The organism is Algoriphagus antarcticus (genome assembly GCF_002150685.1).
Taxonomy (GTDB): domain Bacteria; phylum Bacteroidota; class Bacteroidia; order Cytophagales; family Cyclobacteriaceae; genus Algoriphagus; species Algoriphagus antarcticus.
Window position 1 is genome coordinate 98971 of the sequence record NZ_MSSW01000002.1, and the last position, 24412, is coordinate 123382.

A 24412-nucleotide genomic window follows, 5' to 3' on the forward strand; every position below is an offset into this window, starting at 1 on the left:
ACGAATTTGCCCAAGGGAATGGGCTGGAAGACCCAGGAAGTTCAGAATCCAGCGTATCCCGGTTTTTACCGTTGTACAAAGTACCTACTTGACAATTAGCGTATACTCACAAAACCAAAAAAAACCCATCCTTTTAAGGAGAGGTTTTGAGAATCTTTCAGGCAAGACATAAATCCTATTTCTCAGTTAAATTCCTGTTGACAAAGAAGCTAGCCATAAGGCCAATCCCTCCGAAAATAAATATACAGGCTGAAAACGCTACTCCATCATCCATTCCGTTTTGTCTAAATAATGCACCAAATAGAATCCCGGCACCAACGCCGATAGCTAGAAGTGCAATACTCAGGATAAATTGGCCAAAGCTGTATTTTTTGCCTGAGTTGAAGAGTTTTGCGTCAGCACCATTTTCTATAAGTGCGAGCCTTTCCTTATTTCGTGTAGTCAAGAAAGTGAAGATGACTCCGAAAATGCTGGAGAAAATAATAAGTACGACTAAGATAGTATCTGCCATGTCCTGTTTGTTTTTTCTTCTTGGATGTAGGTACTCAGGGAAAAGGTTACAAGTGTGTGGAAAAAACTGTAACTTTTTTTCAGGTACTTGCATCCAATGTGAAAATGCGATTCCAGGAAGACCACCACTATATAGAGAAAACCCTTCAGGGTAATTTGAATGCTTATGGACAATTGATCCTAAAGCATGAAAAATATGCATTTACTCTGGCCCTGCGTGTTCTGAAAAATAGAGAAGAAGCTGAAGAAGCAGCTCAAGATGCATTCATGAAAGCATTCCATTCTTTAAAAACCTTTGAGGGAAATTCTAAGTTTACTACTTGGCTATACAAGATCGTATATAATGAGGCTCTGGGGAGGTTGAGAAAATCAAAAAACTATACCATACAATTGGATGAATTACCTGAGCTAGCTAGCGGTTCTATTGATTACTTGGACGGATTGAAGTCACTTCAGCTAATCGAAAGAAAAGAACTTATCCAGCAAGCTCTCTTTACAATGAAACCCGCAGAATCAGCTGTACTAACTTTGTTTTACCTAGAAGAACAAAGTATTAAAGAAATTGAAGAAATTATGAGCTTGACTAGCTCGCATGTCAAAATACTATTGCATCGTGGAAGAAAGAATCTTTTGGAATCATTGAGAACTATCACAAAAAGTGAATTAATTCATCTACTATGAAAAATCTAAGCAAGGAAGACATATATATCCGACAGTTCATCACTGAGGTGGGAACAGAAAACCCTTCTGCGGGCTTTAACAAATCTATTTTAAAAAGACTTAAAAGCAATCGAACAGCAGCAGACTACAGACCTGTAATCTCATCTTTAGCCTGGAAAATAATCGGTGGTGCTATTACAGCTGTAGTGATCTCCGTACTACTATTCTTACCTTCTGGAGAGAATACTTTAATTTTATTTGATCAAGTACCAGCAGGTTCTATTCCTGATCTAGCTATTTCACTACCGAAAATCTCATTACCTGTAATAAACCTATCCTCCATAGTAATTCAATCGTTAGTGGTCTTTATTTTATTGGCTTTTCTTGCCGTAATCACCACATTTAAAAATTGGCAAGTTTCGTAGCTAACTAATAAAACAAAAAAAGGCAGCTTAACAGCTGCCTTTTTTTTGTTATTGTAAAAAGGGGTTAACCTCTCAACCAATTGATAAACGTTTGGTAACCAACTCCAATTTCTCTAGCAAATGCTGCTTTGGTTTTTTTACCTGCAGCTTCTACTTTTTTCCACTCTTCTACGATTTTGCTTTTCTCAGCATCAGAGAATGTTCTTCGTTTAGAGGTTTTTGAAGTGACACCGTTTCCAGTAACAAGTGAAATCAATTCATTCAATTCATTCAAGAATTTACCGTCATTCAAATGAAGTCCAGCAGCTTCCAATTTTTTAATTACTTGGTTTTTAGGGTTAACAGGTGTAACTGCTATTCCTTTGCTAGCTGCGTCATGCAAATCAATCTTGCTACCGTCAGCGGTAACATAAATAAATCCATCACCTTTCTTAAGGTCAGCAATAGCGTCTTTGATTAAATCTCTCATATTCTTATACGTTAATTATTATTTATTTCAAACTCGCGTGCAATATATATAATAATTAACCTTAAGATAAAATTAAGTGATAAAAAAAAACCAATTTTAACAAATAAAAACTTGTGGCCCTCTACTTTCTAATTCTTAGAGTAGGTAGATATCCATTGTTGTACTAGATTAGACGATTGAAAATTTTGGCAAAAAGCACGATAATACTGCTTTTCTAGTGCGCTATTAGAAAAGTTAGCACTAAATTTTTTTATATCAATTTCACTTTGGAGTGAACTCACAAGCTCATTAAAACTTGAAAAAAGTACGGCATCCTCGCTGCAAATCATTTCTGATAAATCTGATTCTGATTTAAACCCAAACAATGCAACTTGAGATTTTAAATAAGAATAGTGAATCATGTCATTCTCACTTATACTGAAAATCCAAACACTCTCGCTGTCGCATTTCAAAGTTCCTATATCCTCTATGGCTTCATTCACCTTAACATCTTCACATAATGATTCAACGATAAACAAAATGAAGCTTTTCCATAATCCTTCAAATTCAGGAAGCATTTTATCTTCATTCGCCAAATGATGATTTACTTCACCTACTTCTATATTTATTCTGGACGCTCGACAATATTCGCTTAGCTTAATAAAACCATGGTCATGAAAATCCTCATTAGGCCAATAACATAAAAGCCTCTTCCTAGCGATCACAAACTCATCAAACAACATAGCATAAACCGAGTTTAGCACATCAAGGTCATCTTCAAACTTTGTCCAATCTAATGTACTATACAAGAAAACTGGATCTAAGACAAAACACTTATTATCATCAAGATGTGATTTATGTTGCTTGCAATTTTGCTCATTCCCGATTTCATTTACAAGGACAATTTCTCTGCGTAAGGAGTACATATACTAGTTAGTTTAACTGAAAGGAAAGTAAAAACCAGATCAAAGCCTTGAAAGAACTCGACTTCGAATCATTATAAAATTACTATCATACCCATAATGATCAAAACTATTGACACGAATTGTCACAAAATACTTTTAACCAATATTGAAGAGGATTCGAGAAAACTGATCTATTTCCTATTCAAAAAGCCATTAATCGGGAATTTTTCCATAATTTTGAGCCCCATAAGAATCCAATCAAATATCCACCCTCCCCCATTCTTATGGCTTCAAGCACCAAATACATATTTATTACCGGAGGAGTTACTTCCTCTCTCGGCAAAGGCATTATAGCAGCTTCTCTAGGCAAGTTGCTCCAAGCCAGAGGTTTCAAAGTAACCATCCAAAAATTTGATCCTTATCTGAATATTGATCCTGGGACTCTAAACCCTTATGAACACGGCGAATGCTATGTGACTGACGATGGTGCTGAGACTGATTTGGATTTGGGACACTACGAGCGTTTTTTGAACATCACTACTTCTCAGGATAATAATATCACTACCGGTAGGATCTATAATAATGTGATCACAAGGGAGCGTAAAGGCGAATTCCTTGGAAAGACTGTTCAAGTCATTCCCCACATTACTGATGAAATCAAAGCCAATTTTTACAAATTGGGTGAAGAAGGAAAATATGATGTGGTAATTACCGAAATCGGTGGATGCGTAGGTGACATCGAGTCCCTTCCATTCATTGAAGCAGTAAGACAAGCCAAATGGGATCTTGGTCCAAATAACTTCTTGGTTATTCACCTGACTTTGATTCCCTACCTCAAAGCTGCCCAAGAATTAAAAACCAAACCTACTCAGCACTCTGTCAAGCAACTGCTAGAAGCGGGTATTCAGCCGGACATCTTAGTTTGTAGAACGGAATATCACCTTCCTTCTGACGTGAAGAAAAAGCTCGCACTTTTCTGCAACGTACAACTCAACAACGTGATCGAAGCAATGGATGCCGACTCGATCTACGATGTGCCTTTATTAATGAAAAAGGAAAAACTGGATGAGCGTGTGATGACTAAGCTGAAGCTTACATCCAAAGAAAATACAGACCTTGAAAACTGGAAAGATTTCCTCGGAAAGCTTAAAAACCCAACTCAGGAAGTTACCATCGGCTTGGTTGGAAAATACGTTTCACTTCCGGATTCATATAAATCCATCATAGAATCATTCACACACGCTGGTGCGTCTATAGAATGCGATGTAAATCTTCGTCTGATTTCTTCCGAAGAAATCAACTCCGACAACATCGCTTCAAAATTGAAGGATCTAGACGGAATTGTAGTGGCTCCAGGGTTTGGAGAAAGAGGTTTTGAAGGGAAAATAGAGACCGTTAAATTTGCACGTGAAAACAATATTCCTTTTCTGGGGATTTGCCTTGGAATGCAAGTAGCTGTGATCGAATTCGCTAGAAACGTAGTGAACTTGAAGGACGCGAACAGTACTGAAATGGATCCTAAAACCACTAATCCAGTCATTGGATTGATGGAAGAACAAAAAAATATTGATCAAATGGGTGGAACCATGCGATTGGGTTCGTATGCTTGTGACCTCAAAAAAGGAAGCAAGTCATATCAGGCTTATGGAAAGTCCAAAATCCAAGAGAGACACCGACATAGATACGAATTTAACAATGAGTATCTAGAATTAATGGAAGAAAATGGAATGATTGCTACCGGTAAAAACCCTGAGACAGGTTTGGTAGAAATCGTGGAAATCAAAAACCATCCTTGGTTCGTTGGGGTTCAATTCCACCCAGAATATAAAAGTACAGTACTTACCCCTCAGCCACTTTTTGTGAAATTCATCCAAGCGGCTGTGGACAAAAAAATTAAATAAAACTCCCCGAATCTTCTTTATCGGGTTTACGATTAATCTTTATGGACAGAAATCAAGCAACTGGTTTGATTCTTTTTGCAGCCGTCATCCTAATTTATTCGCTTTTCTTTGCGAGCACGCCGGAGATCCCTGCAGTGGAAACAGCAACTACCACACAATCAGAATCGATTCAATCTAATCCTGCAAGCCAACCGGCAAGTACAGAGAATATTTCTGAAAACGATAGTACACTAGATGCCGCTAGACTTGCAAAATATGGTGTTTTAGCAAGCATGACTGTAGGAGAAGAAGAAACTCTTACTCTTGAAAACGACCTGATACAGGTGGAAATTTCCTCTAAAGGTGCTCAAGTCAAAAAGGTAATTCTAAAAGAATACAAAAGCTGGAATATGGAGCCTTTGGAACTTATCAATGAGGAAAGTTCGAAAATGGACTTTATCATCGAAAGCAAGAATGGCCCATTAGACCTGAATGACCTTTATTTCACATCTTCAATAGAAAGAAGCCAAAATGAAGAAGGTGTAGAAACGCAGACACTGACGTTAAAAGCGGGGACAGAAAGTGGTCAAATCATCCACTCTTTCACCTTAGCTGACGGCAGCTATCAAGTGCAGAAATCCTTCGAAATAGATCGCTACCAAGGAATATTTACTGGAAATACACTGGCACTCAACTGGGAAGATCAAGTAACTACCCAAGAAAGTAACCTGGCAGAATCCAGAAGACAGGCTAGACTTAATTACTATACTACTTCTGGATCTTTTGACAATCTGGGAGCTGGTGATGACTTAGAGCAGGAAACTATAGCTGAACCGGTGAAATGGGTGAGTTTTAGTCAGCGATTCTTCACCGCAGCGATGATTGCAGATACAGACTTTCAAAATGTATCCATCACTCAAAGTACACCAGAGGACAGCACTATCGTACGTACCATGTCGACAAGCCTATCTATCCCTCTTCAGGATGGTAAGGCTGGATTCACTTACTATTTCGGTCCAGACGAATACAAAACTCTTAAGAAAGTGACAGAAGGATTTGAAGAGAATGTGGACATGGGTTACTTCTTTGTAAGCTGGGTAAACAAGTACATTATCGTTAACCTTTTCGCCTTCCTGGAGAAGTTCTTCACCAATTACGGCGTGATCATCATCATCATCGTATTCCTGATCAAGCTGGCACTTTTCCCGCTTACTTATAAGTCATACATAGGAATGGCGAAAATGCGTGTGATCAAGCCTGAAATCGATGAGCTGAAAGAGAAATACGGAGATGACGCAACTAAGATGCAGCAAGAGCAAATGAAGCTCTTCTCGAAATTGGGAGTGAGCCCAATCTCTGGTTGTCTTCCAATGGTGCTTCAGATGCCATTCTTGTTTGCATTGTTCTTTTTCTTCCCAAATGCAATCGAACTTCGCCAGGAATCTTTCCTTTGGGCTACTGATCTTTCCACTTACGACACCTTTTTCAATCTGCCATTCACGATTCCCTTCTATGGATCGCACGTGAGTATGTTTACGTTACTGATGACGGTATCACAGATTGTTTACACTCATTTTAATAATCAACTGACCACGGCAACGGGACCAATGAAAAATTTGGGCTACATCATGCCTGTAATGTTTATGTTTATTTTGAATTCATACCCTGCTGGATTGAGCTTCTACTATTTCGTGTCAAATATGGTGACATTCGGTCAACAGGCTATGATTAAACTATTTGTAGATGATGAGAAAATCCGTGCAAAAGTGGAAGAGAGCAAAGCGAAGAACGTAAACAAAAAGAAATCAAAATTCCAGCAAAAACTGGAAGATGCGATGAAAGCTTCCGATACTAGTCGCAAAAAATAATTCAAAAAACAGCCTTCGGGCTGTTTTTTTTTGCTTCTACTTTTTTGAATGACCAAATTGATTTCACATTTGACTTTCACTTATTCAAACCTATTCCAGATGAAACGAATACTCAGCACTTTATTATTACTTTTTCTATTCAGTCAAATCCTCCTTGCACAGCAAATCACAGGACCTATTCAAATTCATGAAAATCAACGTTATTTCACTAACGCTGAAGGTGAGCCGTTTTTCTGGATGGCGGATACCGCATGGGAATTATTCCATCGGTTGGATCTGGAGGAAAGCAAAATTTATCTCGATAAACGCGCGAGCCAAGGATTCAACGTGGTCCAAGCGGTGGCTTTGTCCGAACTCGATGGCCTCAACGACCCCAACGCAAATGGAGATACCCCTTTTTTGGATGATCAATATTCCAAACCAAATGAAGCCTATTGGAAACATGTGGATGCGGTACTCAACCTTGCAAAAGCGCGTAATATTCACATTGCTTTGCTTCCTACTTGGGGTGATAAGCTAAATAAATCTTCTTGGGGAACAGGGCCTGAGATTTTCAATTCCAAATCGGCATATGACTTTGGCAAATGGATCGGAAAGCGATATTCCAATCAACAAAACATCATCTGGGTTTTGGGTGGAGATCGAAATCCTCGAAAGGACACAAATGATATAGAAGTGTGGAATCGGATGGCCAAGGGAATTCAAGAAACGCAGATTCCCGCCAACAAGCAATTGATGACTTTCCACCCTCAGCCCACCGAGCCAGGTGGAAGTTCTAATTGGTTTCACCAGGAATCATGGATGGATTTCAATATGCATCAAACAGGTCACTGTCCCAATCAGCCCACTTACCAAAAAATCGCTCATGATCTGGCGCTCACTCCAAAAAAGCCAACTGTGGACGGAGAACCCATGTATGAGGAGCATCCAAAATGCTTTGATGCCAAAAATCAAGGCTATAGCGAAGCCACCGACATTAGAAAAATCATGTATTGGAATGTATTTGCCGGTGCTGCAGGTCAGACCTATGGGGACCATGCTGTATGGCAAATGTATGATTTGGATAAAGCTCCAATAAATGCCCCTCTGAAGCCTTGGAATTTGTCGCTAGATCTGGAAGTTGCTAATCAAGTGAAGCACTTGAAGAATTTAATTCTTGAATTCCCTTTTTTCACTAGAATTCCAGCTCAGGAACTCATTGCATCTGCTCAAGTAGATGATGAATACTACGTAGCTGCCACTCGAGACGTGGATGGAAGCTATGCCCTACTCTATTTCCCCGCAGGAAATCAGACAAATCTTAATCTTAGCAATTTGGCAGGAAACTCACTTTTGGGGGCTTGGTATGATCCGCGGACTGGAGTAAAAATTCCGGTTGGGAAAGTGTCAAAAACGAGTAAAACAACGGTAATTCCTCCAAGTCAAGGAAGAGGGAATGACTGGGTTTTGATACTGGAATCAGTGGATTAATTGCAGGTATAGCTCTGGTAATCATCCATGAACAGCGACCAAAGCTTGCCAGCCTCGTCTCGATAAGTGATCGTACCTGTTTTTTTCTGGATCTCGATATTACCACTTGAAATGATGGTACTCCCATCCGGCAAGATAATGGTGCAAGGCCCATTGATCTCATTGACATCCTGGAGGGTGTCGCAGGCAGAGATCGAAACTGGTATTAAAAGCGATAGCAGTAAATTGAAAATGGAATTTCGAATTGGTTTTTTCATTGATTAAAACAGGGTTCTCAAAAATAACCAACAAAAACCAGAATGAGCGTCTTTGCTTTAAAAAAGGAAACTTGGAAGTTTGATTTTCTTCAGGGACGACCGGGAATAAGATTATAGAAGTCTAGATGAAATACTTGAAAGCCCTCCATACCGAGAAGTCTTTTTTATTCCACGGTGGTTTGACTTTCCACCGAAAAACCTATTTTTAAGCAACCAAACATTTTTTCGATGATCAGCCACTGGCACTTATGCTGCATCAAATCGGAATAAGTTTTTCAAGTACATCAACCTCAACATAACTAAATGTCTGAAGATCAAAAACGCCAGCTGGAAACACAACTCTGGGGAATAGCAAACTTACTACGGGGCAAAATCTCTGCTGACGATTACCGTGACTACATCCTAGAATTTAATTTCTACAAGTACCTCTCAGAAAAACAGTACATCTATGCCAATACCCTTTTGGTAGGGGAAGCGGTGACTGACTTCACTAAACTATAAGACCCCGAACTCTTGGATGCTATCAAGGAGAATCTTTGGAAACCCTCGGATACTTCCTACCGAGCTCTTTTCCGCACTTGCAGCCAGAGGGAAAGCTGATACAGAAACCGAAAGCAACTACATTCTCGAAGACCTTAAAGCAGTCCTGAACCATATCGAGCAAAGTACCATGGGAACAGAATCAAAATAGGACTTCAACGACCTCTTCGACGATTTAGACCTAAACTCTACCAAAATCGGTAGAACCGTAGGTGCCAGAAACACGGTCATCTCCCAAATCCTTAATTAACTGGACAAGATTGACTTTAAGCTGGAAGACATCAAATCCGATGTGCTAGGTGATGCCTATGAATACCTGATCGGTAAGTTTGCTGCAGGAGCAGGGAAAACAGCTGGTGAATTCTACACCCCACAACAGGTTTCAAAAATCTTGGCCAAGTTGGTCACCACAGGGAAGGGAAAACTCAAATCCGTCTATGACCCGACTTGTGGGTCTGGCTCTCTCCTACTCCGAGTAGCCAAAGTCAGTGAATTCTACGGCCAAGAAATGACTCGCACCACTTATAACCTGGCTCGGATGAATATGATCCTACATGGAGTTCACTACCGAGAGTTCGATATAAAGCAGGAAGACACGCTGGAAAACCCCATGCACTTGGATCATAGATTCGAAGCCATCGTAGCAAACCCACCTTTTTCTGCACACTGGAAAGGAGACGATAATCCATTGTATAGCAATGATCCGCGATTCAGCCAATACGGAAGACTTGCTCCCAAGACCAAAGCAGACTTCGCTTTCATGCAGCACATGCTCCATCAACTGGCTGACAATGGCATCATGGCCAGCGTCTTCCCGCATGGGGTACTTTTCCGTGGAGGAGCCGAAGGCATAATCCGCCAATACCTGATCCAAGAAATGAATGTGCTCGATGCGGTGATCGGTCTTCCAGCAAACATCTTCTATGGCACTACTATCCCCACCTGCATCGTGGTACTGAAGAAATGCCGTGAGCAAAATGACAATATCGTCTTTATCGATGCCAGTGGAGCAGATCACTTTATTAAGGTGGGGAACCAGAACGAACTACGCGAAGAAGACGTGGAGCTGATCGTGGAAACCTATCGCAAACGAGAAACTCTGGACAAATACAGCTTTGTCACCACACTGGCAGAAATTGCCGAAAACGACTACAACCTCAATATCCCTCGCTATGTAGACACCTTCGAAGAGGAAGATGCCATCGATCTTGATGAAGTAGCCGAAGAACTGGTACAGCTGGACTCAGAACTGAAATCCAACGAAGTGTCGCTGATCGGATTCTGCAAGGAACTGGGAATCAAAACTCCTTTTTGATGATGAGAGAAAAAAGAAACATGCCGAAGTTGAGGTTTCCTGAATTTATTCAAGAATGGAAAACTTCAAAGATTGGAGAGCAATTCCAACTAGTTTCAGGTCAACACTTAAATCCTGATCAATACTCGAATATTAAGGAAAGCGATGCATCAACCCCTTACTTCACAGGCCCTTCAGACTTTACTACTGATCAAGACTTACTTACCAAATGGAGTATTAAACAAACCCGAAGTTCCCTCAATGGAGATCTTTTATTCACTGTTAAAGGCAGTGGTGTAGGATCAATGATGATTCAAAGTTTTCCGGAAGTTTCTATTGGAAGACAACTAATGGCTCTAAGAACATCAAAAGGAAACACCTTTTTTCTCTTTCAAAGGCTGCATGCCCTCAGAAATTACTATGTAGCTCTTGCAAGCGGAAATATGATCCCTGGCTTGACAAGGGGTGATATAATTTCAACAAAACTTAATTTCCCCACTCTCCCCGAACAGCAAAAGATCGCCACATTTCTGACAGCTGTGGATAGAAGGATTGCCTTGCTGAAGCAGAAAAAGGAGAAGTTAGAAGCCTACAAGAAGGGAGTGATGCAGCAGCTTTTCTCCCGCCAAATCCGCTTCAAACAAGACGATTGATCGGTATTCCCGGACTGGAAAGAGAAGAAGTTGGGGGAGGTGGCGAAGGTTTTCTCAGGAGGAACTCCCTCGTCTTCCAATCCCAAATTCTACGGTGGAGACATTCCCTTTATCCGATCTGGAGAAATAAACTCAAGCGAAACTGAACTCTTCCTCAAAGATGAAGGATTGAATAACTCCTCGGCAAAATTGGTGGAAAAAGGTGACTTACTTCTTGCAATATATGGAGCAACGAGCGGAGAAGTTGGAGTTTCAAGAATTAAAGGTGCCATCAATCAAGCCATCCTGAACGATGTAGATTTTGAGCTGGAGCTCATCCATCGTGACGACATTAATGTCACCTACATTCTGAAACTTCTGGCAAAGCTGAAAGACGCTGCTCCAGCAGATCGGGAGAAGCAGAAAAAAGCAATTGTGGAACTCATTGTCGGAGAGTCCCAGCTCAGAAGCAAGCGGGAGCTGATCGAGAAGTTCATCAATCAGACCCTTCCTGTGATCGAAGATTCAGAAGACATCCCAGAGGAATTCTTGAACTTCTGGACCAAGGAACGCGTGGATGCCATCAAAAATCTGAGTGAGGAAGAATCACTGGATGCGGAAAAGTTGGAGCAGGTGATCGGTGACTTCATATACACCGAAAAGGAACCACTTCGAGATGATATTATCGGAATGATGACGAAGAGGCCATCGCTTAGGGATCGTAAATCAATTGCTGAACGCGTGAAGACCAAAATCATGGACTTTGTGGAGACTTTTATTAATGGGATATCGGCAGCGGCGTAAGTTTAAAAACAAAAAAGCTCAATAGTTACCTATGAAGCTTTTGCTATGTAACCCCGTCAGGATTCATACCTATAACGATAAGTAGCGCGGATTGAAAACCTCCCAAACTGGAAAAGACCTGAAAAAGAATAAGCTCACCCATGGAACTGGGCTTTGTCTATTCGTCAAGATTCATCCCGATTGCTATCGCGGATTGAAACCTCCTAAGCTGCAAAAGTCCTAAAAAAGGAAAAGCTCAGCATAAATGCTGAGCTTTGTGACCTCGTCAAGATTCAAACTTGAAACCTCCTGAGCCGTAATCAGGTGCTCTATTCAGTTGAGCTACGAAGCCGAATTGGAATGCAAAGGTATTTAAAATTCGATTTTATCCAAATTCTCCTGCATAAGAAATTTACAATTTTATAGGTTGACCAACGTTCCACCTTAAGAATAATTAAGATCAAAAAAAGGGTAAATCCTCTGGGATTTCCTATTTTTGCCCGCATTGAATGCATTATAAGTAAACCAATTTGATGAAAAAATTATACACCTTCCTACTAGCCTTTGCTTTGATTCAAACAGCTTTCGCTCAGGACACCCAGGAAATTACAAAAAAGTCAAAGACTCCCATCGGAGGAAGACCTAACATCCCAAGTGATTTGAAGTTTGAATTCGGCTTTAATCAGCTTAACAACAAGTCAGAAGATTTGAGCATGAATTTCTTTGGCTCACGTACATTCAATGTTTACTATCAATATCCTGTTTCCATTTTTGGTGATGCTTCTGGATTTACCATGGACATTGGTATTGGTGTAGGAACTGACAAATATGCATTCAAGGATGATCAGACATTGTATAACAATCCTGCAGTGGGGCCAGAATCCAGCTTACTGAGAGACATTACAGATGTATTGGGAGATAATATCACAATCAAGAAGAATGTAGTGGCTGCTAATTATTTTGATATTCCGCTGGATTTCACTTACCACTTCAACAAGACAAACTATACTAAAGGTTTTCAAGTAAGTGTCGGTGGAAAATTCGGATACTTATATGAATCACATACTAAAGTGAGATATGAGGAATCTAATGATCTCAAAAGACAAATTAAAGATTCTCAGAATTACGGTTTTGAAAAATTCAGATATGGTTTATCTGTGAAAGCAGGATCTCCCGGTTTTTATGCTTGGAGTTATTTTGGTTTGAATCAAGTCTTTCAAAAAGGTATGGGTCCAAATGGTACTGAAGCAACTCAAATCAACTTTGGTATTGCTGTAAACGTTTTCTAAGGAAACATTCTTAAAAGAAATTTTAAACCGGGCAGATCAAATGTCCGGTTTTTTTTATGCCCATATCCAGCTAAAGCCGACATAGCAGAGAACAAACCCAAAGAGCAAACCGACATAAATTTCGATAGGCTTGTGCGCTTCTAGGTACAACCTCACACTTCCCACCAATCCTGTCAACACTAAGGAAGCCAATAAGGAATACAGAGGCTTAAACGTAGGGAATTTGAGTCCAAGTACCACAACAGCTGCAATCAATCCACCCATCCCAATCATATGTGCGGACATTTTCCAAAAAAAAGTAACTATCGTCAACACGACTATGGCCAACGTAATTATCCCCAAGACTTGCCATAGTATCGGGTCAAATTGTCTTTGTTGATATAAAAGATATACTGTGAGAATGTAATAAATACTAGTTACCGTGAAAGGAACAGCTCTATCCTTCAACTCAGCCATGTGAATACTTTTCAGTGTCCCACTTAATCGCAATCCGAAAATTGTGATCATCGGGATAACTAAGGTGGACAAAGCTATGAGATAGAATAATCGTTTTTTGAAAGAGTCTGGGATACTGGTTGCCTCAGGCACCACAAATAAAGCCAAGCCAAAGACTAAACTTGGAATAACCAAAGGCTGTAATACGACCGAAATAATCAATGAAAAAATTCTACGCACTACAATTCCTTTCTTAGTCTGGCAACTGGTATTTGAAGCTGTTCGCGATATTTCGCCACAGTCCTTCTAGCGATATTGTACCCCTTCCCATTTAGCATTTTGACAAGTTTATCGTCAGAAAGTGGCTTCTTTTTATCCTCAACGTCCACCATGCTTTGTAGTACAGATTTCACTTCTCTGTTACTCACATCTTCACCACTATCTGTAGCTATACCTTCAGAGAAGAAATATTTCAATGGATAAACACCAAATTCTGTCTGGATAGCTTTACTATTTGCAACCCTGGATACTGTGGAGATATCCATATCAATTCTCTCAGCAATATCTTTCAATATCATCGGACGAAGATTGGTCTCATCCCCATCTATGAAAAATTCCTTTTGATACTGAAGAATCGCTTCCATAGTTCTCAAAAGTGTATTCTGCCGTTGCTTGATCGCATCAATAAACCACTTAGCGGCATCCAACTTTTGCTTCACGAAAGTAACCGTCTCCTTTAGCTTCTTATCTTTTTTATCGCTTTTATCATATGCATCAAACATCTCAGAGTAGGATCTTGAGATTCTCAGTTCTGGTGCATTTTTAGAGTTTAGACTGATTTCAAATTTGCCAGCAGTACTGGTAAGCATGAAATCAGGGATAATGTATTGCGTTCTCACCAAGCCATCAGCTACTCCTCCCGGTTTTGGATTGAGTTTCGTAATCAGATTAACAGCATCCTTAGTCTCCTCATCATTAAGATCACAGCGCTTCTGAATCTTGGAGTAATGCTTTTTGGTGAATTCATCGAAGCAACCATGAATTATCCTCAGCGCATTTATGACGATGGGATCTTCGGGATGTTCCTTACGCTCAAGCTGTATCGTAAGACACTCCTGAAGGTTTCTGGAAGCAATACCTGCCGGATCAAAATTTTGAATTTTTCTCAAAATTTCCTCCAATTCGTCCACATCAGTTTCTATATTTTGGCTAAAAGCCAAGTCATTAATAATAGCCTCCAGGTCTCTACGGATATAGCCATCATTCTCGATACTTCCGATCAGCTGCTCGCCTATAATCTTTTTTCTTTCATCAAGTCTGAGGAAATTCAACTGGGAGACTAGCTGCTCATGCAGAGATGATTGACTGGAAATCGGTATTTCCCGATCTTCCTCATCTGCATTGTAATTACCATCGCCTTGCATTTTGTAACCACCATACTCATCATCCAGGTAGTCATCGATATTTACATCACGATCATCCTGAGGAGACTCCTCTTCGTAATTATCGTCAAAGTTGTCATCCTCACTTTCTTTTTCTTCTGTTTTTCCTTCTTCCAGCGCTGGATTAATCTCGAGTTCCTCTTCTATTCGAGTATCTAATTCGGCCGTCGGTACCTGTAGCAATTTGATAAATTGTATCTGCTGAGGTGAAAGCTTCTGTGAAAGTGATTGGCTAAGATTTAACTTTTGCATTCAATATTGGGTAAAACCTGCTGTTTGGGTTCAAAAAAGGCCTTTTCACTAGAAAAATCCCTTGTGCCAAAGTTATGAAAAACGAGCAATTTTTTGATATAAAGCTTATTTAATCGTTTTTTTGCATTCCTTTAAAATATTCACAGACTTAAAAAATCCTGCATTAACAAATCACCAAATGGCATTTAACAAAAGAGTCAAAATCAAGACCATCCTGGATACAAATCCGATTGGATCAGAAGTGACGCTGATGGGCTGGGTTCGTACAAAAAGAGGAAACAAAAATGTTTCATTCATTGCACTAAACGACGGTTCCATCATTACCAATTACCAAGTGGTGGCCGACCCAAATCTGATTTCAGAAGAAATTCTAAAAAAATGCACCACTGGCGCTTGCCTTAAAGTCACTGGTAATGTAGTCGACTCTCAAGGCGCTGGACAAAGCTCTGAGTTAAATGCAACTGCTATAGAAGTGCTGGGAGAGGCAGATCCTGAAAAATATCCACTGCAGCCAAAGAAGCATTCCATGGAATTTCTTCGGGAAAATGCTCATTTGAGAATGCGTACCATTACGTTCAGCGCAGTTTTCAGAGTAAGACATGCCTTGGCTTTTGCTGTTCATAAATACTTCAACGACAAAGGATTTTTCTATATCCACACACCGATCATCACGGCTTCAGATGCTGAAGGTGCTGGAGAAACATTCAAAGTCACTACTCTTGACTTGAAAAACCCTCCAAAAACTGACGATGGAGCGATTGACTATAAGCAGGATTTCTTCGAAAGAGAAACGAACCTAACTGTTTCTGGTCAGCTGGAAGGAGAATTAGCAGCCATGGCGCTTGGTGACATCTATACTTTCGGCCCAACTTTCCGGGCAGAGAATTCAAACACAACCCGTCACTTGGCTGAGTTCTGGATGATCGAGCCGGAAATGGCTTTCTATGATGCGGAAGACAATGCTGACTTGGCGGAAGATTTCTTAAAATATGTAATCCAGTATGCTCTACACAACTGCGCCGAGGATTTGGCTTTCCTGGACCAGAGACTTCAGGAAGAAGAAAAAGTAAAGCCTGCCGATCAGCGAAGTGAGATGAGCCTGTTGGATAAACTGAGTTTTGTGGCAGATAATAACTTTGTAAGAATCACCTATACTGAGGCCATTGAAATTCTGAGAAACTCCACGCCTAACAAGAAAAAGAAATTCTCTTATCTGATCGACGCTTGGGGAACTGATTTGCAATCTGAGCATGAGCGATTTTTGGTGGAGAAACACTTCAAGAAGCCCGTAATCCTAACTGACTATCCAAAAGAGATCAAGTCGTTCTATATGCGACAAAATGACGACGGAAAGACTGTAGCTGCGATGGACATTCTATTCCCTGGAATCGGCGAAATAGTAGGAGGATCCCAGCGAGAGGAGCGAATGGATGTGCTGACCAAAAGAATGGAAGAAATGAGTATTCCACAAGATGAGATGTGGTGGTACCTAGATACCAGAAGATTTGGAGCTGCACCTCACGCTGGCTTTGGACTTGGCTTTGAGCGGATGGTGCTCTTCGTCACCGGAATGGGAAATATTAGGGATGTGATTGCATTCCCCCGAACTCCTGGAAATGCAGAGTTCTAACAGACTAAAGCCCGATAGAAATGCCGGGCTTTCCTTTTGATCGCTTTTTTTACCGCAATGGCCGAAGAGATTTTCGCAGAGAGCACAGCTGAATACTTGTATACTTAAGATTCAATGGTTTGAAAGTGCAAGAAAAAATAACATAAAAGGATTGCATAAATAAAGGTTATAATTTAATCTGTATGTACGCTTTTCTACCAGTAAGTGAATTCTCTTTGGTCAACGGGTTGGAAGACCGATGACCGAAGACCGAAGTAAACCAGAATTCAATGTGTCTTTGGACCTTCGATCCTATAAATTTTCTACTGGCAAGATTCCGTACAATCACATAATTTAACTCTAAAAAAGCTCCTTTATAGGATAATTCCAGAATTCAACATCAAAAACGTTTGAATAAATGACAAACTATTACTCGCTCATTTTATCAACTAAATCTGCTTTCCTTCTTTTGAAATTATTCTTCCATTAAAGGCTTTAAGCAATTGGTTCCGCTGATCATGGATAAGGTTAAACACAGAAAAGTACCCCAAATGATTTTTTTTGTGTCTGATTTTCTATCTGTAAATAGACAAAAGCATTATAATATTTGATAAACTCTAGCATTTAGGCTTCATCGGACATCTGACACCCAACCTCCAAACCAAATAAAGGTCACTAGTATAATTTCAGAAAAAAATGCAAACAATCTAACTCACCACTTTTATTCTCATAGCTAGCGGAATACAAGCTAAACTAAATGCGATAGCGATATACCCAACCACATTGTAATTGGTCAACTCCCCTGCAGCATTTTCACCGATGATTATCCCTGCCAATAAGGTCGCTGCCCCAGTTGCCAGTTGTTGCACTGCTGAATTGAAACTCAGAAAGCTGCCTCTATTTTCTGGCTTTGCCGTACCGGTTACAATAGCAGCCGCAGGCACGTATCTGCCATTTGATGTCACAAAAAACATCGTGGAAACCATCAGCACAAAGGGAATAGGAGTTACTCCCAAGTGAGTAATGATGGCAATAGGAATCAGGTTTAGAAGCATGAAGATGATAAAGATTTTTTGCTTGCCATATTTATCAGAAAGCTTCCCAACCCAAGGCGAGGTAAAAATCGTAAATGCTCCACCCGCCATATAAATGTAGGTGAGTTGAATTTCCGAAAAGCCAACATTCGCTACAGTGTAAGGACTCAAAAAGGGGATAACTATAAACTGTCCAAACATCATCATTACCGAAAGCGTGATAGCCCTCATTTGATTAGAATCGCTAGTTACCCTACGAATCACCACCAGGGGATTTGGTCTTACTATTTCGTTTTTAAGATGCTCTGTGATATTGGGAATATAGTTGATGATCATTCCAAGACTCACTACAGATAGACCTGTGAGAATGAAAAAAGGCGTATGCCAATCCGACAAACTAGCAAGAAATAGCCCAAGAGGAACCCCCAGAACTGATGCCACTGAAAACGCAGCCATCACCAATCCCATAGCTCTTCCTCGTCTAGAATCGGGAATCACATCCCCTATTATTGCTTAAATCAATGCTGAGGTCAGACCTCCAAATAAACCCGAGACTACTCTTGCTGCCAACAGGACAGGGTAGCTAGGCGATAATGCACACCCTAAAGTGGAAATTGCGAAGCCTATATATACCCAAACCAATATTTTCTTACGATCAAAGCGATCCAATACAAAGGCTCCGAAGAAACTGGAAATCCCTGCACTGAAAGTATAGCAAGACACTAATAATCCAAACTTGCGAGGAGAAATATCGAAGAGCCTCATAAGTTGAGGGCTTAAGGGCATCAAAATCATGAAATCGACAATGTGGATGAAATTAATGGCTGACAGAGCCCAAAGCAACAGCTTCTCTTTGTTCATAGTAAAAATTGATATGCTAAGAACCCCAAGAGAACTTTTAAGTTTGTCTAGGAAAAAGGGATCAAGAAATATTCAATTGAATGTATGTTTCTGGGATTGCAGCAATAATATCACTGGCAATCATAGATCTTCTTTTCGATTTTGAGGCAATTTCTCCTGCTAAGCCATGATGAAATACGCCACAAAGCGCAGCATTCTCCGGAAAATACCCCATCCCCAAATAGGAAGTAAGCATACCAGTAAGCACATCTCCAGATCCTCCTGTCGCCATATATTTATTCCCGGATGAATTAATCACCTGTCTTCCGTCTGGCAAACTAATAACTGTATTCGCGCCCTTAAGCACCAAAATCAATTCATTTTCAACTGCAAAGCCTTTAGCCATCTTCAACCTTTCCAAATGATTCTCAGCCGAACCAACCAGTCTGGTGAATTCTCCTATATGAGGAGTAAGAATTGAATTCTTTGGCACCAAAGGCAATAGATCAGGATTCCTAGACAAAAGGTTCAGTCCATCAGCATCGATTACTATTGGCTTTTTGAAATCTTGCAAAAACTGCCGGAATAAACGTGCACGATTTTCTGTCCCCCAACCTGGCCCAATACCTACGGCATCATAAAACTCAGGATTAGGAATCAAACCCCAAGAAGCCATAGCCTCAGGAACAGCGGTCTGAACAATTACCCTCTCGGAATCCTCCATGTGGCAGGTAACTAATCCCGAACCTGTTCTCAAGGCACTCTTCGCACAGAGAATAAGTGCACCCATTTTACCTGGACTCCCGCCTACCAGCAGCACCTTTCCCATATCACCTTTATAGCTAAACCGATTAAAGACCGTATGCAAAGGAGGAACATCCAGGGTTTCGAGATAGTAAAAAGTCGAGTCCAAATCCATAAAGGCTTCTTCTACCAATCCTATCTTCAGCACTACCAACTCGCCTACATATTCAGCATGCTCGGGAAGTATGAGTGAAAGTTTAGGAAATGCAAAACTGACCGTGAAATCAGCTTTCACTGCCTCGCCTTTCAGAACTATATCCGATGGCAAACCAGATGGGACATCTATGCTTATTACAGTTCCTTGATAGTCATTCAGTTTTTGTATGATCTTGATAGCATCAGGCCTCAGTTCACCTTTCAAGCCAACACCGAGAAAAGCATCAATCAAAATTCCCTTTTCAACAAATCTCAGATTTTCAAAATCCACGATTTGAATGGATTCAGGTAGCTTATTGAAATTCAAAAGAGCATCCTCACTCAATGAATCCTTTGAATCGAAACACTTGAAGATTATAACTTCATAAGAAAGTGCTGACAAAAGTCTGCCGATAGCCAAGCCATCGCCTCCGTTATTTCCAGCACCGCAAGCGATTTGAATAGGTAGGTCTGAAGAAAACCCTTGATCTAGAAACCATTTGACAAAAGCTTTAGATGCCGTTTCCATTAGCTCATGGCTACTTTGACCACTCAACTTCAAATGTTGCGAATCCAGTTCTTTGACTTGAACCCCAGAGAGTATTTTTTGCATAGTTAGGCCCTTTCAGTATCCAACCCTTTTTTAGGTATAGCTACTAAAAGTAGGAAACCTAAGCCAACAAGAAAAAAGATACCTAGTGAAAGAGCAGAGTTTCTCATACTTCCAGTGATTTGCTCTATAAATCCATAGGAGAATGTACCCAGCACTATTGCCAATTTTTCGGTCACATCATAGAAGCTAAAATATGATGCATGATCTGTAGTACTCCTAGGAATCAGCTTTGAGAAAGTAGATCTAGACAAAGCCTGGATACCTCCCATGACTAAGCCGACTACAAAGGCTAAAGCAAAAAATTCATATACAGTATATACATAGTAAGCACCTGCACAGATCCCAATCCACACCAGAACCATAATCACCAAACTTTGCTTGTTTCCATATTTCTTAGATATAAACGCAAAGAAATAACTACCTGCGATAGCTACGATCTGAATAATTAAAATAGTCATGATCAACTGATCACCGGGCAACCCAAGCTCTTTGTCTCCAAAAGTGGCAGCCAGATACATTACCGTCTGCACTCCCATGGAATAGAAGAAAAAAGACGCTAAGAAGCGATACATCACTTTAATTTGCTTGACTTCATTCCACACTTTTGTGATCTCCTGATAGCCTTTTAGCAAAAACTCCTTTTTGATATCCTTACCAAAAGGGTTTTGAGGAAGTACTCTAAACGGAATCTGGGAAAATCCCGCCCACCAAACTCCAGTAATCAAAAACGAAAAGCGTGCAGCCATCCCATCATCAGACAACATAAACCAAGACGGGAATTGAATCATCAGCAAGTTTACAACTAAGAGAATCACACTGCCTATATAGCCCAAAGCAAAGCCTTTTGCACTGAGAAGATCATATTTATCTGGCGTAGTGATCTCAGGCAAATAGGCGTTGTAGAATACGATACTTCCAGCATATCCCACACTTGCCAAAACACTAAAACAAATACCCCATTCCAGGTTATTTCCATCAAAAAAGAATAAAGCAATACAGGAAATGGAACCTAGATAGGCAAAGAACTTCATGAACTGAAGCTTCTTCCCGCTTGCATCAGCAATACCAGATAGGATTGGCGATATCAACGCGATAATTAAAAATGAAAAAGAAATAGAATAAGAATACAAAACCGTGTTGACGATCTTAAATCCAAAAAAATCAACCTTGTCATCCGGATTAAGCCCCTTTGTGACACTGTTGAAATAAACAGGAAAAATCGTAGAAGTAATGACAAGACTATAAACGGAATTAGCCCAGTCGTACATCGCCCAAGCATTTTGAACCTTCTTGGTGTTCTTAATAGATGATAGCATGTAATAAACAAAAAAAAGCTATCCCAAAAGGGGATAGCTTTAATATCAAAATGATCTATAATTATTTTTGAACTTTACCTATTGAAGCATAGAGAATTCTTCTCGCATCAGCCTCTCTTAGTTCATTCTGAACATCAGAAATAGGCCCCATTTTAACGTCCCTATCTACTTTCATGGATATAGTAATCAATCCACGGTCAGCTTCAGGAAGTAAATCACGCTCTTGGTTCACCCACTGAACAATATCAGGAGTAGTTAAGAGCGCATCATTTGCTTGTACTCTAGGTTCAGTGCCGTAAAGAGCTGTATTCTTAGGCTTTCCAATGAAAATATAAGAAATAAGTGTTTTCTTCTGGAGCTTCTGAAGCTGGGTAGCTTGAGGTATCTTCTGCTCTACCAATATCTCCTGCTCTCTCAACACGGTAGTTACCATGAAGAAAAAGAGAAGCATAAAGATGATATCCGGTAAAGCCGATGTAGGTATACTTACCTCTGCTTTTGTTTTCTTTCCAAACTTCGCCATATCAATTACCTCCTATTTTATCAGGTTCTGCAATAGAAATCGCCATAGGGATTCCTTCTTTTCCTCGATCTTGAAGACTGGTTTCAGCATCGTTTTTACCTGTCAGACCTCTGTATTCATCAGTACTAAGATTAACTCTTGCCGCGTAGATATCGAAATAAGCCTTCTTGGCTAAATCGAAAACTTCCAAATATTTCTCATAGCTGGTACCACGGTTTGTTTTAATCGAAACAACTGCTTCTCCAGGGTGATCAGACGATTCAGGATTTCTCGCAGACAGCGCTTTCACTGATGCTGGCAAACTATTGTACAATGCGGTAGCTTCCTCATTCGGCGCACCGAAATTCATGATAAATGCTTTCACATCTTCATCAAGTCCATCAGGGCTATCTCTGAATTCATCTTCAACCAATAGTTGATCATTCGCATTGATCAGAATATTGAAAATATTCCGTTTATTCAGATCGATCTCAGGAGGAGGATTATTTGGATCCGGCTTCGGAGGAAGAATATTCAAAATACCTTTATCAGACGCGATCGTAGTGGTGACGAGAAAGAAGATCAGCAGCAGGAAAGCAATATCTGCCATAGAGCCTGCATTGACCTCCGTACTCATTCTATTTTTCTTTCTAGCCATATTATTTTATCGCTTTAGTCACTTCCGTCAATACGATACTTCCTAGAGCAACGATTGCAAGAATGTAAGTGGTGATAAGCATTCCACCTACCAACTGAGATCCCGCAGGAGTCAGGTTGAAAGGAGATGCTTCAAATTTAGGAAGTACTTCATTACTTGAAATAGAATAAGCAATAAAGAACAATACAACTATACCGACAATTCCAACTGCAGTTTTGAGCAAGCTTTTTGGATTATCCAAAGACTTGATCAATGGCATAAAAACCGCTAATACAGCTCCAATTCCGATTAGGATGTAACTTCCATATAATAAGATGTCATAAGTATCCATAAGTGTAGCTTTTCTTTTAGGTTAACTTTTAATTTGAGGTCGTACAAACTTGATGGCTTACTTGCCAGTCAATTTATGTCTAACCAAGATGTCAACCAATGATATAGAAGCATCTTCCATGTCATTAACCAAAGAATCAATTTTAGCTATACAATAGTTGTAGAACAACTGAAGGATAATCGCAACGATCAAACCAGCAACTGTGGTCAAAAGTGCGATTTTAATACCACCTGCTACTAGAGATGGAGAGATATCACCAGCTGCTTCGATAGAATCAAATGCACCGATCATACCGATTACAGTACCCATGAAACCCAACATTGGAGCTAGAGAGATAAATAGAGAGATCCAAATTAGACCTTTTTCCAATCTACCCATTTCTACAGAACCGTAAGAAATAATAGACTTCTCTACCATTTCGATCCCTTCAGAGTATCTCATCAAGCCTTGTGTGAAAATAGAAGCTACTGGACCTTTGGTGTTTTTTGTAACATCCTTAGCTGCTTCAACTCCACCTGACTCAAGGGCATCTTCTACTTTGATCAACAATTTCTTCGTGTTGGTCGTAGAAAGGTTCAAGGTGATAATTCTTTCTAAAGCAACCGCTAGACCCAAGATCAAACAGATCAATACTGGAGTCATGTAAAGAGGATCACCTTCGATGAATTTCTCCTTTACTACTTGGTGGAAGCTTAGCTCCTCTGCGACGATCTCATCATCTACAATTGTGGGAGATGCAGCAGGCTCAACTGCTACTGGGGTTGTTTCTTGTGCTGCAGAATCTTCTGCCTCTTGTGCGTTAGCAATAACCGGTGCGAAAAGGATGCCTGCAAGCATGAACAAAGCGATTAACTTTCTCATAATTTGGATTTTAAATAGACTTTAGATAAAGGTTAAATGGTTTCTACTCTAGAATCGAGTTTTAAAGTTATCATTTTTTAAATTCAAAAAACAAGCGACTCTTTTAGAATTTTGTGAAAACTCAGGCTTAAATCTCAAGTATAAGCAAGCTTTTACACGAACGGAAGTATTTCCTTTTACAACAAAAAAGACACTTATCTCCAAAACTCGACGGTAAGGTTCTTATTTTTTTGCAAAAACAAAAATAAAAACGTCTAAGAGAGTCCAGCTTTTTTTTATTTGATCAGAATATCCTGATTAATTGGTTATTACATATTGGAATAATGTCACTCTTTTACCATTATTCTTCCATCTTTGAGTTGAAATTACAGAAATCGTCAAAAAAACCAGCTATTGCTAACTTGGATAGTTGACAAAACTTAAACTTTTACGAATTAAAATTTTATGTTTTGAAAGCTTATTCTGAACGTAAATTTGTAAAATATTACCCTTGTTTTTTTAATCTGATGAATATAGGTCGTGTACTACTTTGAATTTTATTTCTTATGATGAACCTTAAAACAATGCACATTTATAATGTGTGTAAAAATTAAAGCCTAGGAATACGGCTATCCTTGGC

General features: G+C 39.9%; 22 protein-coding genes, 1 tRNA gene and 2 pseudogenes. 11 read left to right on the plus strand and 14 right to left on the minus strand.

Annotated elements, in window-relative coordinates; all coding sequences use genetic code 11:
- Positions 1-175: 175 nt before the first annotated feature.
- Positions 176-511: a DUF6249 domain-containing protein gene (locus tag BVH04_RS01575; protein WP_086539700.1), complete on the minus strand. Its 336-nt coding sequence runs from the start codon at positions 509-511 to the stop codon at positions 176-178.
- Positions 512-567: 56 nt separating this feature from the next.
- Here BVH04_RS01575 and BVH04_RS01580 point away from each other — a divergent pair, with 56 nt between their 5' ends.
- Together BVH04_RS01580 and BVH04_RS01585 are read left to right on the plus strand one after the other, a co-directional pair.
- Positions 568-1191 (plus strand): RNA polymerase sigma factor, encoded by a 624-nt coding sequence (locus BVH04_RS01580; RefSeq protein ID WP_140160501.1) that lies wholly within the window; start codon positions 568-570, stop codon positions 1189-1191.
- Positions 1188-1595 carry a hypothetical protein gene (locus BVH04_RS01585; RefSeq protein ID WP_086539584.1) on the plus strand — a complete coding sequence of 136 codons (408 nt, stop codon included), beginning with the start codon at positions 1188-1190 and terminating at the stop codon, positions 1593-1595. The genes BVH04_RS01580 and BVH04_RS01585 overlap by 4 nt, the downstream gene beginning before the upstream one ends.
- Before the next feature lie 64 nt (positions 1596-1659).
- Here the strand turns inward: BVH04_RS01585 and BVH04_RS01590 are convergent, their stop codons facing one another.
- The gene (locus BVH04_RS01590) at positions 1660-2064 is read right to left on the minus strand and encodes a hypothetical protein (protein ID WP_086539585.1); all 405 of its coding nucleotides are present in this window, start codon (positions 2062-2064) and stop codon (positions 1660-1662) included.
- Positions 2065-2192: 128 nt separating this feature from the next.
- On the minus strand, positions 2193-2969 hold the full coding sequence (locus BVH04_RS01595; protein ID WP_086539586.1) for a hypothetical protein: 777 nt from the start codon (positions 2967-2969) through the stop codon (positions 2193-2195).
- A gap of 263 nt (positions 2970-3232) precedes the next feature.
- Here BVH04_RS01595 and BVH04_RS01600 point away from each other — a divergent pair, with 263 nt between their 5' ends.
- The 3 genes from BVH04_RS01600 (at position 3233) to BVH04_RS01610 (ending at position 8166) form a co-directional block, all read left to right on the plus strand.
- Complete coding sequence (locus tag BVH04_RS01600) at positions 3233-4849, plus strand: CTP synthase (protein WP_086539587.1); 1617 nt, start codon at positions 3233-3235, stop codon at positions 4847-4849.
- A 41-nt stretch (positions 4850-4890) separates the two neighbouring features.
- Complete coding sequence (gene yidC / locus BVH04_RS01605; RefSeq protein WP_086539588.1) at positions 4891-6696, plus strand: membrane protein insertase YidC; 1806 nt, start codon at positions 4891-4893, stop codon at positions 6694-6696.
- Between the two features lie 99 nt (positions 6697-6795).
- Positions 6796-8166: a glycoside hydrolase family 140 protein gene (locus BVH04_RS01610; RefSeq protein ID WP_086539701.1), complete on the plus strand. Its 1371-nt coding sequence runs from the start codon at positions 6796-6798 to the stop codon at positions 8164-8166.
- Here the strand turns inward: BVH04_RS01610 and BVH04_RS01615 are convergent.
- Complete coding sequence (locus BVH04_RS01615) at positions 8163-8423, minus strand: YgdI/YgdR family lipoprotein (RefSeq protein ID WP_086539589.1); 261 nt, start codon at positions 8421-8423, stop codon at positions 8163-8165. The genes BVH04_RS01610 and BVH04_RS01615 overlap by 4 nt on opposite strands.
- A 303-nt stretch (positions 8424-8726) precedes the next feature.
- Between BVH04_RS01615 and BVH04_RS25995 the strand changes: the two genes are divergently transcribed.
- The 4 genes and pseudogenes from BVH04_RS25995 to BVH04_RS01630 form a co-directional block, all read left to right on the plus strand.
- On the plus strand, positions 8727-8924 hold the full coding sequence (locus BVH04_RS25995; RefSeq protein WP_240510794.1) for a type I restriction-modification system subunit M N-terminal domain-containing protein: 198 nt from the start codon (positions 8727-8729) through the stop codon (positions 8922-8924).
- Positions 8925-9255: 331 nt separating this feature from the next.
- Complete coding sequence (locus BVH04_RS01620; protein WP_240510795.1) at positions 9256-10278, plus strand: type I restriction-modification system subunit M; 1023 nt, start codon at positions 9256-9258, stop codon at positions 10276-10278.
- Positions 10278-10910, plus strand: coding sequence for a restriction endonuclease subunit S (locus tag BVH04_RS01625; RefSeq protein ID WP_086539590.1), 633 nt, complete (start codon positions 10278-10280; stop codon positions 10908-10910). Before BVH04_RS01620 ends, BVH04_RS01625 begins: the two co-directional genes overlap by 1 nt.
- 24 nt (positions 10911-10934) lie before the next feature.
- A pseudogene (locus tag BVH04_RS01630) lies at positions 10935-11693 on the plus strand (type I restriction endonuclease subunit R, EcoR124 family); the annotation flags it as partial.
- A 257-nt stretch (positions 11694-11950) separates the two neighbouring features.
- Here BVH04_RS01630 and BVH04_RS01635 read toward each other — a convergent pair.
- Positions 11951-12024 (minus strand) — tRNA-Arg (locus BVH04_RS01635).
- A gap of 181 nt (positions 12025-12205) precedes the next feature.
- Here BVH04_RS01635 and BVH04_RS01640 point away from each other — a divergent pair.
- Complete coding sequence (locus BVH04_RS01640; RefSeq protein ID WP_086539592.1) at positions 12206-12961, plus strand: porin family protein; 756 nt, start codon at positions 12206-12208, stop codon at positions 12959-12961.
- Between the two features lie 54 nt (positions 12962-13015).
- Here BVH04_RS01640 and BVH04_RS01645 read toward each other — a convergent pair whose 3' ends face one another.
- Entirely contained in the window at positions 13016-13636 is a 621-nt protein-coding gene (locus BVH04_RS01645) for a PA-phosphatase (protein ID WP_086539593.1), read from the minus strand.
- Complete coding sequence (gene rpoN, locus BVH04_RS01650) at positions 13636-15090, minus strand: RNA polymerase factor sigma-54 (protein WP_086539594.1); 1455 nt, start codon at positions 15088-15090, stop codon at positions 13636-13638. The genes BVH04_RS01645 and rpoN overlap by 1 nt, the downstream gene beginning before the upstream one ends.
- A 178-nt stretch (positions 15091-15268) precedes the next feature.
- Here rpoN and asnS point away from each other — a divergent pair, with 178 nt between their 5' ends.
- Positions 15269-16720, plus strand: coding sequence for an asparagine--tRNA ligase (gene asnS / locus BVH04_RS01655; RefSeq protein ID WP_086539702.1), 1452 nt, complete (start codon positions 15269-15271; stop codon positions 16718-16720).
- A 686-nt stretch (positions 16721-17406) separates the two neighbouring features.
- Here the strand turns inward: asnS and BVH04_RS01660 are convergent.
- The 7 genes and pseudogenes from BVH04_RS01660 to BVH04_RS01690 all read right to left on the minus strand — a co-directional run bounded on the left by BVH04_RS01660 (position 17407) and on the right by BVH04_RS01690 (position 23793).
- Positions 17407-18594 (minus strand): annotated as a pseudogene (locus BVH04_RS01660) (MFS transporter).
- Between the two features lie 61 nt (positions 18595-18655).
- Positions 18656-20125 (minus strand): NAD(P)H-hydrate dehydratase, encoded by a 1470-nt coding sequence (locus BVH04_RS01665; RefSeq protein WP_086539595.1) that lies wholly within the window; start codon positions 20123-20125, stop codon positions 18656-18658.
- Positions 20126-20127: 2 nt separating this feature from the next.
- Positions 20128-21441 (minus strand): MFS transporter, encoded by a 1314-nt coding sequence (locus BVH04_RS01670; protein ID WP_086539596.1) that lies wholly within the window; start codon positions 21439-21441, stop codon positions 20128-20130.
- 61 nt (positions 21442-21502) lie between these two features.
- Positions 21503-21964: an ExbD/TolR family protein gene (locus tag BVH04_RS01675; RefSeq protein WP_086539597.1), complete on the minus strand. Its 462-nt coding sequence runs from the start codon at positions 21962-21964 to the stop codon at positions 21503-21505.
- A gap of 1 nt (position 21965) precedes the next feature.
- Positions 21966-22601: an ExbD/TolR family protein gene (locus tag BVH04_RS01680; RefSeq protein ID WP_086539598.1), complete on the minus strand. Its 636-nt coding sequence runs from the start codon at positions 22599-22601 to the stop codon at positions 21966-21968.
- Between the two features lies 1 nt (position 22602).
- Positions 22603-22932, minus strand: a complete 330-nt coding sequence (locus BVH04_RS01685) for a hypothetical protein (protein WP_086539599.1) — start codon at positions 22930-22932, stop codon at positions 22603-22605.
- 57 nt (positions 22933-22989) lie between these two features.
- The gene (locus BVH04_RS01690) at positions 22990-23793 is read right to left on the minus strand and encodes a MotA/TolQ/ExbB proton channel family protein (protein ID WP_086539600.1); all 804 of its coding nucleotides are present in this window, start codon (positions 23791-23793) and stop codon (positions 22990-22992) included.
- Between the last annotated feature and the right edge of the window lie 619 nt (positions 23794-24412).

What these genes read in the sequence shown, in the direction of transcription:
- BVH04_RS01685 (WP_086539599.1), bottom strand. Translation starts at nt 22,932, where the DNA reads ATGGATACTTATGACATCTTATTATATGGAAGTTACATCCTAATCGGA.
- BVH04_RS01680 (WP_086539598.1), bottom strand. Translation starts at nt 22,601, where the DNA reads ATGGCTAGAAAGAAAAATAGAATGAGTACGGAGGTCAATGCAGGCTCT.
- yidC (WP_086539588.1), top strand. Translation starts at nt 4,891, where the DNA reads ATGGACAGAAATCAAGCAACTGGTTTGATTCTTTTTGCAGCCGTCATC.
- BVH04_RS01675 (WP_086539597.1), bottom strand. Translation starts at nt 21,964, where the DNA reads ATGGCGAAGTTTGGAAAGAAAACAAAAGCAGAGGTAAGTATACCTACA.
- BVH04_RS01615 (WP_086539589.1), bottom strand. Translation starts at nt 8,423, where the DNA reads ATGAAAAAACCAATTCGAAATTCCATTTTCAATTTACTGCTATCGCTT.
- BVH04_RS25995 (WP_240510794.1), top strand. Translation starts at nt 8,727, where the DNA reads ATGTCTGAAGATCAAAAACGCCAGCTGGAAACACAACTCTGGGGAATA.
- BVH04_RS01595 (WP_086539586.1), bottom strand. Translation starts at nt 2,969, where the DNA reads ATGTACTCCTTACGCAGAGAAATTGTCCTTGTAAATGAAATCGGGAAT.
- BVH04_RS01575 (WP_086539700.1), bottom strand. Translation starts at nt 511, where the DNA reads ATGGCAGATACTATCTTAGTCGTACTTATTATTTTCTCCAGCATTTTC.
- BVH04_RS01640 (WP_086539592.1), top strand. Translation starts at nt 12,206, where the DNA reads ATGAAAAAATTATACACCTTCCTACTAGCCTTTGCTTTGATTCAAACA.
- BVH04_RS01600 (WP_086539587.1), top strand. Translation starts at nt 3,233, where the DNA reads ATGGCTTCAAGCACCAAATACATATTTATTACCGGAGGAGTTACTTCC.
- BVH04_RS01625 (WP_086539590.1), top strand. Translation starts at nt 10,278, where the DNA reads ATGATGAGAGAAAAAAGAAACATGCCGAAGTTGAGGTTTCCTGAATTT.
- BVH04_RS01585 (WP_086539584.1), top strand. Translation starts at nt 1,188, where the DNA reads ATGAAAAATCTAAGCAAGGAAGACATATATATCCGACAGTTCATCACT.
- rpoN (WP_086539594.1), bottom strand. Translation starts at nt 15,090, where the DNA reads ATGCAAAAGTTAAATCTTAGCCAATCACTTTCACAGAAGCTTTCACCT.
- BVH04_RS01670 (WP_086539596.1), bottom strand. Translation starts at nt 21,441, where the DNA reads ATGCTATCATCTATTAAGAACACCAAGAAGGTTCAAAATGCTTGGGCG.
- asnS (WP_086539702.1), top strand. Translation starts at nt 15,269, where the DNA reads ATGGCATTTAACAAAAGAGTCAAAATCAAGACCATCCTGGATACAAAT.
- BVH04_RS01665 (WP_086539595.1), bottom strand. Translation starts at nt 20,125, where the DNA reads ATGCAAAAAATACTCTCTGGGGTTCAAGTCAAAGAACTGGATTCGCAA.
- BVH04_RS01590 (WP_086539585.1), bottom strand. Translation starts at nt 2,064, where the DNA reads ATGAGAGATTTAATCAAAGACGCTATTGCTGACCTTAAGAAAGGTGAT.
- BVH04_RS01610 (WP_086539701.1), top strand. Translation starts at nt 6,796, where the DNA reads ATGAAACGAATACTCAGCACTTTATTATTACTTTTTCTATTCAGTCAA.
- BVH04_RS01690 (WP_086539600.1), bottom strand. Translation starts at nt 23,793, where the DNA reads ATGAGAAAGTTAATCGCTTTGTTCATGCTTGCAGGCATCCTTTTCGCA.